Source organism: Acidovorax sp. FG27 (assembly GCF_040365715.1).
In the GTDB taxonomy this organism is placed as follows: Bacteria; Pseudomonadota; Gammaproteobacteria; order Burkholderiales; family Burkholderiaceae_C; genus Paracidovorax.
In genome coordinates this window covers 436,688-448,040 of record NZ_BAABVY010000002.1, presented here as the reverse complement: position 1 = coordinate 448,040, position 11,353 = coordinate 436,688, and the positions used below count along the sequence as shown (strand labels likewise).

General features: G+C 66.0%; 12 protein-coding genes. 11 read left to right on the top strand and 1 reads right to left on the bottom strand.

What is annotated here, in order from left to right:
* The first annotated feature begins 53 nt into the window (after nucleotides 1-53).
* The gene (locus tag ABWV53_RS02555) at nucleotides 54-1,406 is read left to right on the top strand and encodes a glycerate kinase type-2 family protein (protein WP_353362584.1); all 1,353 of its coding nucleotides are present in this window, start codon (nucleotides 54-56) and stop codon (nucleotides 1,404-1,406) included.
* Nucleotides 1,407-1,820: 414 nt separating this feature from the next.
* Nucleotides 1,821-2,021, top strand: coding sequence for a hypothetical protein (locus ABWV53_RS02550; protein WP_353362582.1), 201 nt, complete (start codon nucleotides 1,821-1,823; stop codon nucleotides 2,019-2,021).
* A gap of 471 nt (nucleotides 2,022-2,492) precedes the next feature.
* Here the strand turns inward: ABWV53_RS02550 and ABWV53_RS02545 are convergent, their stop codons facing one another.
* Nucleotides 2,493-3,065: a TetR/AcrR family transcriptional regulator gene (locus ABWV53_RS02545; protein WP_353362580.1), complete on the bottom strand. Its 573-nt coding sequence runs from the start codon at nucleotides 3,063-3,065 to the stop codon at nucleotides 2,493-2,495.
* Between the two features lie 133 nt (nucleotides 3,066-3,198).
* Here ABWV53_RS02545 and ABWV53_RS02540 point away from each other — a divergent pair, with 133 nt between their 5' ends.
* From ABWV53_RS02540 to ABWV53_RS02500, 9 genes are all read left to right on the top strand, one after another.
* Nucleotides 3,199-4,284: an alkene reductase gene (locus ABWV53_RS02540; RefSeq protein WP_353362578.1), complete on the top strand. Its 1,086-nt coding sequence runs from the start codon at nucleotides 3,199-3,201 to the stop codon at nucleotides 4,282-4,284.
* A 42-nt stretch (nucleotides 4,285-4,326) separates the two neighbouring features.
* On the top strand, nucleotides 4,327-5,175 hold the full coding sequence (locus ABWV53_RS02535) for an alpha/beta fold hydrolase (protein WP_353362576.1): 849 nt from the start codon (nucleotides 4,327-4,329) through the stop codon (nucleotides 5,173-5,175).
* An 85-nt stretch (nucleotides 5,176-5,260) separates the two neighbouring features.
* Nucleotides 5,261-6,049 (top strand): SDR family NAD(P)-dependent oxidoreductase, encoded by a 789-nt coding sequence (locus ABWV53_RS02530; RefSeq protein WP_353362574.1) that lies wholly within the window; start codon nucleotides 5,261-5,263, stop codon nucleotides 6,047-6,049.
* A 22-nt stretch (nucleotides 6,050-6,071) separates the two neighbouring features.
* Nucleotides 6,072-7,064, top strand: a complete 993-nt coding sequence (locus ABWV53_RS02525; protein WP_353362572.1) for an enoyl-CoA hydratase/isomerase family protein — start codon at nucleotides 6,072-6,074, stop codon at nucleotides 7,062-7,064.
* Between the two features lie 262 nt (nucleotides 7,065-7,326).
* A complete protein-coding gene (locus ABWV53_RS02520; protein WP_502903821.1) occupies nucleotides 7,327-8,112 on the top strand; it encodes an alpha/beta fold hydrolase in 786 nt (261 codons plus the stop codon).
* A 23-nt stretch (nucleotides 8,113-8,135) separates the two neighbouring features.
* Nucleotides 8,136-8,987, top strand: coding sequence for an alpha/beta fold hydrolase (locus ABWV53_RS02515; RefSeq protein ID WP_353362568.1), 852 nt, complete (start codon nucleotides 8,136-8,138; stop codon nucleotides 8,985-8,987).
* A gap of 5 nt (nucleotides 8,988-8,992) precedes the next feature.
* Nucleotides 8,993-9,391, top strand: a complete 399-nt coding sequence (locus tag ABWV53_RS02510; protein WP_353362566.1) for a helicase — start codon at nucleotides 8,993-8,995, stop codon at nucleotides 9,389-9,391.
* Between the two features lie 53 nt (nucleotides 9,392-9,444).
* Complete coding sequence (locus ABWV53_RS02505; protein ID WP_502903816.1) at nucleotides 9,445-10,695, top strand: NADH:flavin oxidoreductase/NADH oxidase family protein; 1,251 nt, start codon at nucleotides 9,445-9,447, stop codon at nucleotides 10,693-10,695.
* 14 nt (nucleotides 10,696-10,709) lie between these two features.
* The gene (locus tag ABWV53_RS02500) at nucleotides 10,710-11,330 is read left to right on the top strand and encodes a TetR/AcrR family transcriptional regulator (protein ID WP_353362562.1); all 621 of its coding nucleotides are present in this window, start codon (nucleotides 10,710-10,712) and stop codon (nucleotides 11,328-11,330) included.
* Nucleotides 11,331-11,353 lie beyond the last annotated feature (23 nt).

The following is an 11,353-nucleotide window of genomic DNA, read 5'->3' as shown; positions in this document are numbered from 1 at the left end:
CGTGGTTCGGTCCCGGTGCCACGTGGCGGCAGAATGCACGGCGGAGACCCTTCATGACCGCCACCGCTTCCACTGCATCGCCCGCACCCGACCCCGCCACCGAGCCCGCGCGCTTCCTCGAATACCTGCTGGGCGCCGCCATCCGCCGCGCGCTGCCGCTGCACAACACCGCCGCGTTCCTGCCCGAGCCGCCCAGCGCCGCGAGCGGCGGCAGCACCCTGGTGCTGGGCGCGGGCAAGGCAGGAGGCGCCATGGCGCAGGCGGTGGAGGCGCTCTGGCCGGCCGAGGCGCCGCTCGGCGGCCTGGTCGTCACCCGCTACGGCCACACGCCGCCCCGGCCCGCCGGCCTGCCCCGGCGCATCGAGGTGGTGGAGGCCGCGCACCCGGTGCCGGACGCGGCCGGGCTGCAGGCGGCCCGGCGCATGCTGGCGCTCACGCACGGGCTGACGCGAAACGACCTGGTGCTGTGCCTTATCTCCGGCGGCGGCTCGGCCCTGCTCACCCTGCCGGCAGACGGCCTGACGCTGGAGGACAAGCAGCGCATCAACCGCGCATTGCTGGAGAGCGGCGCCGCCATCGACGAGATGAACTGCGTGCGCAAGCACCTCTCGCGCATCAAGGGCGGGCGGCTGGCGGCGGCCTGCGCGCCGGCGCGCGTGGTCACCCTCACCATCAGCGACGTGCCGGGCGACGACCCGTCGATCATCGCGAGCGGCCCCACCGTGCCCGACGCGACCACCTGCGCCGACGCGCTGGCGATCCTGGAGCGCTACCGCATCGACGTGCCGGCCGACGTGCGCGCCGCGATGCAAGCCGGCGCGCTGGAGACGCCCAAGCCCGGCGACCCGCTCTTCGCCGGCCATGCCGTGCACCTGACAGCCACGCCCCGCCAGGCGCTGGAGGCGGCGGCCGAGGCGGCGCGCGCGGCGGGCGTGGCGGCCTACATCCTCTCGGACGCGATGGAAGGCGAATCCCGCGAAGTGGGCAAGGTGCATGCCGCCCTGGCCCGGGCGGTGGCGCGGCACGGCCAGCCATTCGCCCGGCCCTGCGTGATCCTGTCGGGTGGCGAGACCACGGTGACGGTGCGCCCGCAGGCGCCGGGCACGCCGCGTGGCCGGGGCGGCCGGGCGGGGGAGTTCTGCATGGGCCTGGCGCAGGCGCTGCAGGGCGAGCCCGGCGTATGGGCGCTGGCGGCCGACACCGACGGCATCGACGGCGTAGAGGACAACGCCGGCGCCCACGTGGCCCCGGACACCCTGTCCCGCGCCGGCGCGGCCGGCCTGCGCATCGCGGCGCACCTGGACCGCAACGATGCCTATGGCTTCTTCGGCGCCCTGGGCGACCTGGTGGTCACTGGCCCCACGCACACCAACGTCAACGACTTTCGTGCGCTATTGATTTTGTAGCTAAAGGCGCTTGTTCCATGAGCGCCGGCGGCCGATTCGGCCATGAAAAATGTCCGCTGTCAAGTCTTTAGTGCAGACAGACAGCACGATGAAAGGTCTTACGGGGCAATAGGTTAGACCAGATTTCAGCCTCCGCGTGCTCTTGCCGCTTTTTGAGCTAGGCGCCACATAGGCGCTTCGCGGTGGAAAGCTCAAGGGCACAGCAGCGAGCAAGGTCGCTGCATCCACATACCTTCGCGCGATGCAGGCGGCTTACCCCTACCTCAAGGCTAGCGGCGAAGGGCGCGTTATCTACTTCGGTTCGATGGCCGGTGTGGTCGGGCTGGTCGGCTACGGCCCTTACAACATGGCGAAGAGGCCATTCGCGCCCTGACCCGAACGGCTGCCCGCGAATAGGGTTGCGACAAGCTCACCGTGAACAACGTCCTGCCGGTCGCTGAAACGTGGGGTCCGGAAGTCAACGTGCCGGCGGCGACCAATGCCCTGGGTCGCTACGGTTCACCAGAAGAAGACACTGCCCCGGTCGTGCTGTTCCTCGCCAGCAAGGACAGCCAGTTCATTACCGGATCGAGCCTCACGCCCGTTGGTGGCTCCATCATCGACAGCGCCCGCTGATCTGTGGCCTCCTCGAAAAGGAAACGAGCATGGAAATTGTCCGCAGTCGCGGTGGTCAAGCCAAATGGAGGCAGACTTGGTCACCTGAAGGTGCGCGACAGAGCGGGCTGTTTAAGCCGAGCCTTTCGGAGGCGCGAGCGAAGTTCTTCGGCTACGGCGAAACGGTAACGCAGATGCCGAAGTTTCATCGCGTGTCACATTGAGGCGGTGGGAATACCGTGCGGATCTGGCGATGCCGAAAGGATCACCTGCTGCGATATCGCTGAACCACGTCCATTTAGGAAGTTGCGCAGCAAGGCTGGATTGTCCGGATGCGCGGCCTCGCGCATTGACACCTGCCCGGCGAGGACAGCGCGCTAGGCTAGGGCCTTGGGCAACCTCTCGAAGAAGCGAAACTCGCCTAGTTCGTCGAACACGTCGAAATAGCAGCCATAGTCCCGATCACTTCGGAGCCCTTGCCACGTAGCCGGCTCACGAGCGGTTCAACGAGGCCAGGATTTTGTCCCGGCACACTGTCAGGATTTCGTCAGCCAGCGGCGCATCGTCCGGGCATGCACGAGACAGCACGATGGCGCCGACCACATGCGCCAGCGCGTCGACGGCTTGCTCGCGCGACTGTCTGGCGTCGACTTCGTCCAACGCACTGTCCTCCCGGTTGAGTGCCGCCAGCAGGCACTCTATCCCCTCCGCGAAGCGCATTCGAACGGCTTCGGGCTGACGTGCGGCGTCCCCGCCCAGCGCCGCCATCGTGCATCCGGTGGACCGGCTGTCACGGTGCTCACGTGAGAGATACACCCGCACGAAGTCCCGCAGGTCCGCACCGGCGCTGAGCGCGGCGGTTTGCGCGATGCCACAGGCGGCCGACTCCGCCATCAGGTCCGCTTTGGATGCGAACTGCTTGTAGAAGCCCCCGTGGGTGAAACCGGCGGCCGCCATGAGATCGGACACGCCGACCCCGTCGTAGCCCCGTTCTCGAAACAACGCGGACGCTGTCTCGACAACGTGCGCCCGGTTGGCTTGTGCCTGCGCCTTGGTGACTTTCATGGTTCTGCCATCGTGGGTTCATGGGTGTGCGAGAGATCAACTATACATTGATGTCGATCATCATCAAAATATTGACTATTAAGATTACGAACGTCATCATAAAGGCTTTTTCAACACGACGAGTCGCTGCAACATGACCGAAAAGACACTGTTTGACGCTTACGCCCTGGGCGATTTGACCCTGGCCAACCGCATCGTCATGGGCCCGCTGACGCGCAATCGTGCGGGCGCCGGCCTAGTGCCGAGCGCGTTGGCCGCCACCTACTACGCCCAGCGCGCATCGGCTGGCTTGGTCATCACCGAGGCGACCCAGGTGTCGGCCCAGGCGCAGGGTTACCAGGACACGCCCGGCCTCTACACGCCCGAGCAGATCGCCGGTTGGCGCCAGGTCACCGATGCGGTGCATGCCAAAGGTGGCAAGATTTTCGTGCAGCTGTGGCATGTGGGCCGTGTCTCGCACGTGTCGGTGCAGCCCGGTGGCGCTGCGCCAGTGGCACCGTCGGCCATCCGCGCCCAGACCAAGACCTTCGTAAATAACGCTTTTGTCGACGTGTCCGAACCGCGTGCGCTGACGCTGGAAGAAATCCCGGACATCGTCGAGAGTTTCCGTCAGGCGGCGGCCAATGCCATCGCGGCCGGTTTCGATGGTGTGGAAGTGCACGGTGCCAACGGCTACCTGCTCGACCAGTTCCTGCGTGAAACCGCGAACGTCCGCACCGACGCCTACGGCGGCTCGGTCGAGAACCGTGCCCGGCTTCTGATCGAGGTGACCGCCGCAGTGGCCAAAGAGATTGGTGCCGAGCGCACGGGCGTGCGCATTTCCCCCGTGTCGCCGGCCAGCGGCATCGTGCCTTCTGCCAATGAGCAGGCCCAGTTCGACTACGTCGCGGAACAACTGAGTGCGCTGGGCATCGTCTACCTGCATGTGGTCGAAGGCGCGACCGGCGGCCCGCGCGATGCGACGCCGTTCGACTTCGATGCGCTGCGTAGCCGCTTCCAGCAGACCTACTTGGCCAACAACGGCTACACCCGCGATCTGGCTGAAACCCGCTTGCGGGAGGGAAAGGTCGATCTCGTCGCCTTCGGCCACGACTTCATCGCCAACCCCGACCTGGTCGAACGCCTGAAGACCGATGCCCCGCTGGCTCAGTTGAACCCGGCCACGCTCTATGGCGGTGGCGCTGCGGGCTACACCGACTATCCGGCGCTGTCCGCCTGAATTTCAGCAGCCCATTCACAGCACTTTTTGGAAGTCGATGCCATGAGCAACACCCACATCAGCGCACCCACCCAGTTCATCGAGGCCAACGGCGTACGTTTCGCCTATCGCCGCTTTGGCGCCGAGTCCGGCACGCCGCTGGTCTTCCTGCAGCACTTTCGCGGCGGCATGGACAACTGGGATCCCCTGGTCACCGATGGCCTCGGCCAGGGCCGCCCGGTGATCCTGGTCAATTACGCCGGCGTGGCCAGTTCCGGCGGCGCGCCCGCCACCACCGTCGATGGCATGGCCGATGGTATCGCCGATTTTGTCCAGGCGCTCGGCCTGCCGCAGGTGGACGTGCTGGGCTTTTCCATCGGTGGCTTCGTGGCGCAGAGCTTAACGCACCGCTATCCGGGCCTGGTACGCCGCCTGGTCCTGGTCGGCACGGGCCCGCGTAATGGGGAGGCCAACCCGGACAAGCGGGTGATGCAGGTGGCCGGCAATCCCGTACCGAGCGAGGATGATTTCCTGTACCTCTTCTTCTCGCCTTCCGAGGCCAGCCAGGCTGCAGGCCGTGCATTCTGGAAGCGCCGGCACGAGCGCCAGGACCAGGACCCGCCGTCCTCCGTCGAGGTCCTGAAAGCCCAGTTCGCCTCCATCATCGATTGGACGCAGCCGCGCGGCGAGCGTTACGCGTACCTGAAGGAGATTGGCCAGCCCACGCTGGTGGTCAACGGCCACAACGACATCATGGTGCCCAGCATCAACGCATTCACGCTGCAGCAGCACATTCCCAATGCGCAACTGCTTCTTTACCCCGACTCGGGGCACGGTTCGCAGTTCCAGTATCCCGAATTGTTCGTCGCCCACACGGCGCTGTTCCTGGACTCGCCGGCCGCCGCGTCCTGACCGGGTCACAGCGACCTCCCTCCACTTCTACCTCCTGGCGCAACCACCGTTGCGCCAGCTTTCCCGACACTGCCAGGAACCAACCATGACCATACTGCCCACGGTCCTCATCACCGGCGCCTCCACCGGCATCGGCGCCGCCTATGCCGAGCGTTTTGCACGCCGAGGCCACGACCTGGTGCTGGTCGCGCGTGACCAAGCACGGCTGGAAACGCTCGCGGCGCGCCTGCGCCAAGAAACCGGCGCTGCGGTCGACATCCTTGTCGCCGATCTGACCCAGCCCGGCGACTTGGCTGCCGTCGAAAAGCGTTTGCGCGAGGACGCCCGGATTGGCACCCTGGTCAACAACGCCGGGGCCGCGCTGTCCGGTCCGTTCATCGACCAGCGGACAGACGACGTCGCTCGCCTGGTCGCCCTCAACACCACCGCGCTGGTCAGGCTATCCAGTGCCATCGCCCCGCGTCTGGTGCAGGCCGGCCAAGGTGCCATCATCAACATCAGCTCCGTGGTCGGCCTGGCGCCTGAGTTCGGCATGTCGGTCTACGGCGCGACCAAGGCCTTCGTGCTATTCCTGTCCCAGGGGCTGAGCCTCGAACTCTCGCCCAAGGGCGTCTACGTCCAGGCGGTGTTGCCTGCAGGAACCCGTACCGAGATTTGGGAGCGTGCCGGCATCCCCGTCAACGCGATGTCCGACTTCATGGGCGTTGACGAGTTGGTGGATGCCGCGCTGCTCGGCTTCGACCGCCGTGAACTCGTGACGATCCCGCCGCTGCAGGACGGCGCCCACTGGGAGGCGCTGAACAAGGCCCGCCAGACGCTGATCGGAGACATCCGGCAGGCGCAGGTGGCAGAGCGCTATCGCACCACGAACTGAACCGCATGCGAGATTCGCCACCATGAACAAACAAGCCAGCAACACACCCGGCGGAGCCCCGTCACACGAATGGACGCGCCGCGGCTTCGTCGCCATGGCCGCAGCCGGCGTGACCTCAATTGCCGCATCCGTACCCGCTGTCGCACAGCCGCAGACGGGTTCCACCGCCAACGCAGCGCCCGAGCCGGGCGCTTCGTTGCTGCAGGTGACCAAACATACGCCTCAACTCTGGCGGATCACGGTCAGAAACCCACCCTTCAACCTCGTCGTGCCAGAGCTGGTATCTGCCTTGCACGCCCTGGTGCTGGAACTCGAACGCGACCCCAGCGTGCGGGTCGTGGTGTTCGACAGCATGGTCGAGGGCTACTTCATCAATCACTTCGACTTGGCCAAAGCAAAGGACTTCCCCGTATTGCCGGGCACGCCTGCCATGTCCACCTGGACCGACCTGGTGCTGCGCCTGAGCAAACTGCCGGTCGTCAGCATTGCCAGCGTTCGCGGGCGCACCCGAGGCGGCGGCAATGAGTTCGCACTGGCCTGCGACCTGCGTTATGCCAGCATCGAGAAGGCTTTCTTCGGCCAACCCGAAGTCGGCACGGGCATCTTGCCGGGCGGCGGCGGCACTGAGCGCCTGCCGCGCCTGGCAGGCCGCGACCGCGCCCTGGAGGTCATCCTGAGCAGCCAGGACTACGGCGGTGCCGATGCCGAGCGCCTGGGCATGGTCACCCGCGCGCTCCCTGACGCCGAACTCGATGCCTTTGTCGACGCACTGTCGCAGCGGCTGGCCAGCTTCGACAAACAGGCTCTGGCAGGCGCCAAGGCACAGGTCAATCGCGCCACGCTGCCACCGGACGGCGACTTGCACGCCGCCTACGCCGAATACAGCCAGTCGCTGGCCTGGCCGGGTTTTCAGGCGCAGCGGCCCCGCATGGGGCAACTTGCTGCCCAGCACGGCCCCGCTGAGCTTGAGCGTCGCCTGGGGCACTACATCGGTCAATCCAAGCAGTTGAAGTGAGCGTTTCGGCCAGGACAACCGCGCAAATGCCCTCAGTCACCGTCCCGATTTTCCAGAAACCTCCACCCATCTGACCCGGAGAAGAACCATGTCTTACCTTTCACGCGCCAGCCTGTGCCTGCTCGCGCTGTCTGCAGCGCTGCTGTCCGCCTGCGCCACGGCCGACAAGCCGTCGACGACCGCGCGCACCACCACCAGCGCAACGACCACGCAAAACGCCACATGGAAAACCGTGCCCACGCAGTTCATCACGGTCGACGGGATGGACTATGCCTACCGTGAGTTGGGGCAGCACAGCGGCACGCCGGTGATCTTCCTGGTGCACCTGGCAGCCGTGCTGGACAACTGGGATCCGCGTTTGGTGGATGGCATTGCAGCCACGCACCACGTCATCGCCTTCGACAATCGCGGCATCGGCGCCAGCACCGGCAAGCCGGCCGACACCATCGAACAGATGGCCGACGACGCCATTTCATTCATCCAGGCCAAGGGCTTCACGCAGGTCGATCTGCTCGGCTTCTCGATGGGCGGCATGATCGCCCAGGAGATCGTGCTGAAGGAGCCGCAACTGGTGCGCAAGCTCATCCTGGCAGGGACGGGACCCGCAGGGGGGCCGGGCATCAGCACGGTGGCGGGCGTGGCGAATTACGACCTGATGCGCGCGATCTTCACCGGCCAGGATCCCAAGCAGTACCTGTTCTTCACGCGCACACCCAACGGCATCGCGGCCGGCAGGAATTTCCTCGGCCGCCTGCAGGAGCGTACGGACAACCGCGACAAGGAGATCTCGGTGCGGGCGTATCTGGCCCAGCTCCGTGCCTTGAAGGCGTGGGGCCGGAAACCAGCGCAGGATCTCTCCGTGGTGACGCAACCCGCGCTCGTGGCCAACGGCGATCATGATCGCATGGTCCCGATCGAAAACACCTACGACCTGGCCAAGCGCTTGCCGAACAGTGAACTGATCGTCTATCCCGACGCTGGGCACGGCGGCATTTTCCAGTTTCACGAGGACTTCGTGCCTCGGGCACTCGCGTTCCTGGCGAAATGACTTGGCAACCCGAGGAACGGACAATGACCGACAGCCATATCACTGCACAGACCCGCCACGTCGAGGTCGATGGCGCCCGGTTCGCCTACCGCCGCTGGGGCAACACTGCCACCGCGCAGCCGCCCCTGCTGATGCTGCAGCACTTCCGTGGCGGCATGGACCACTGGGACCCGTTGATGACGGATGGCCTAGCTCAAGGCCGCGAGGTCATCCTTTTCAACGGCCGAGGCGTCGCATCCTCCACGGGCACGCCGCGCACGCGCATCGAGGACATGGCCGACGACGCAGCCGCAGCCGTTCATGCGCTCGGCCTGGAAAAGATCGACGTGCTGGGCTTTTCGCTCGGCGGCTTCCAGGCGCTGGACCTGACCTGGCGCCATCCGGACCTGGTGCGCAAGCTGATGCTGCTGGGCACCGGTCCGCGAGGCGGCGATCCCGAGATGGAACCCAAGGCCCTGACCACGGCGCCGCGCCCGATGCCGGTCTTCGAGGATTTCGAGTACCTGTTCTTCGGGCGCTCCGAGAAGGCCAGGCAGGCGGCACGTGCGTTCTGGGAGCGCCGCCACGCGCGCGCCGACCAGGATCCGCCCTCCTCGCAGGCGGTGGCCGCCGCGCAGATCGAAGCCAACATGCACTACCTGCCGCGCGTGTCGGAAGACGACCCGTTTGCCTACCTGCGCACGATCCACCAGCCGACCTTCATCCTGAACGGCGTGCACGACGTGATGGTGCCCACCGTCAACTCCTTCTACATGGCGCGCAACTTCCCCAATGCGCAGTTGTTCATCTACCCCGATGCAGGGCACGGTGCGCAGTTCCAGTACCCGCAGCGCTTCCTGCACCACGCCGTGCACTTCCTCGGCGAACAAGGGTGACGACCATGCTCAAGTTCAAATTCCTGCTGTGGATGCTCACGCAACTGTTGCAACGCCAGATCAAGACCAACCCCGATTGCGCCCGCTACGTCGCCGGCAAGGATCTGGTGTTCCAGATCCGCACCGAGGCCGGCGTCGGCCGGACCTTCTTCCTCCGCGACGGCGCCATCCGCTCCGTGGCCGGACTCGTGGACCAGCCGCGGTTCACCTTCAGCTTCAAGGACGCCGGCACGGGTTTCGCGACGCTGTCGGCCAAGGACAGCCAGGGGGCCTTCCTGCGTGCACTGGGCAACCAGGACCTGGTCATCCACGGCGACTTCCTGGAGGTCATGTGGTTCCAGCGCCTTACCGCGTTCCTGCAACCTCCGAAGAAGCCCTCACCGTACGAACGCACCGCGTTTTGACGACGCATTCTTTTCGATGCTTTCGCCCTGACCCGCAGCCTATCGAGATGCCCATGGATTCGAACCCGCTCAACCAGCCCCTGCAACTGCCCAACGGCAGCGTGCTGCGCAACCGCCTGGCCAAGGCGGCGATGAGCGAAACGCTGGGTACCTATGACAACCGGCCAACGCAGGAACTGGTGCGGTTGTACCGGCGCTGGGCCGCGTCGGGACTGGGCTTGATAGTGACCGGCAACGTGATGATCGACCGCCGCGCGCTCGGCGAACCAGGCAACGTGGTGATCGAAGACGATTCGGACCTGCCCGTGCTGCAGCAATGGGCGCAAGCGGCCACCGACCAGGGCGCGGCGATCTGGGCGCAGCTCAACCATCCCGGCAAGCAGTCGACCAAGGGCTTGAACGCTTACAACCTCGCGCCATCGGCCGTGCCCTTCCGCGAGGACATGGCGGCGTTCTTCGAGACGCCGCGCGAAGCCACGCCGGCCGAGATGCAGGACATCATCGCGCGCTTCGGGCGTAGCGCGGCCATCTGCAAGCAGGCAGGATTCAGTGGCGTGGAGATCCACGGGGCGCACGGTTATTTGGTCAACCAATTCCTTTCGCCGCACCACAACCGCCGCACCGACGAATGGGGCGGCAGTGCCGAGAAGCGGCGGCGCTTCGTGCTGGCGGTCTATGAGGAGATTCGACGCCAGGTCGGGCCGGACTTCGCCGTGGCGATCAAGCTCAATTCGGCCGACTTCCAGCGCGGTGGCTTTACGGAGGAAGAGTCGATCGAGACGATCCACGCGCTGGTGGAGGCAGGCATCGACCTGATCGAAATCTCCGGTGGTACCTACGAGGCGCCGGCCATGAGCGGCGCGATGCAGGCGCCGAAGAAGGCTTCCACTGCTTCCCGCGAGGCTTACTTCCTCGCATTCGCCGAGAAGGTGCGCGCCGCCGTAGCGGTGCCGCTGATGGTGACAGGCGGGTTCCGTACCGTTGCCGGCATGAACGCCGCCCTGCGCGCTGGCGCGCTCGACGTGGTGGGCCTGGCGCGGCTGTTGGCGATCGATCCCGACGCGCCTGCGGCATTGCTCCAGGGACGCGACAGCGACCAGCAGGTGCGCCCCATCCGCACTGGTCTGAAGGCAGTCGACCGCATGGGCATCATGGAGGTGCTGTGGTACACGCGCCAGCTCAAGCGCATCGCCAAAGGACAAGCCCCCCGGCCCGATGAGAGCGGACTAGCGGCTTTCCTGAAATCCGCCCTCCACAGTGGCTGGGGCACATTCCGTACGCGGCGCCTGCGGGCGCGCGGTTAAGCAAGGGCAAGACTTTGCAACGCAAACGTGACCTACCCAACGACGGCGCCGCACCCCAAGGCCGGTCGTCGAGGAAATCCAAGGAATCGACGCATGCCCGCATCGTCGAAGTCGGAGCGCGCGCAATCCGTCGCCACGGCTTCGACGGCATCGGAATTGCCGACATCATGAAACTGGCCGGACTCACGCACGGCGGCTTCTACGCCCACTTCCCTTCGCGCGAGGCGATGCTGGCCGAGCTGATCGACCGTGCAGGCGCTGAAGTGGTCGATACCTTCCTGTGCATCACGCAGACAGCGCCTGCAGGCCATGGGCATCGGGCCTTGTTGGAGGCTTATCTTTCCGACGCACACGTGCGTGACCCAGCGCATGGATGCCCGGCCGCGGCGCTGGGCACGGAGATACCGCGCCAATCGCCCACGGTGCGGCGCGCCGCGACTGGGCGCATCAAAGCACTATTGGACATCGTCGCGCGCCACGCACCCGATGCGGGCAGTCAGGCGTCGCGCGAGCGCGCGTTGGCGACTGCTGCCACGATGATTGGAGCGGTGGTATTGGCTCGCGCCGTCGACGAACCCGTACTGTCCGACGCGATCCTTCACGCCGCGCGACACCGTCTCGTCGTCGTGCCATGAAAGGCACGCTCTTTTTTGCCCGA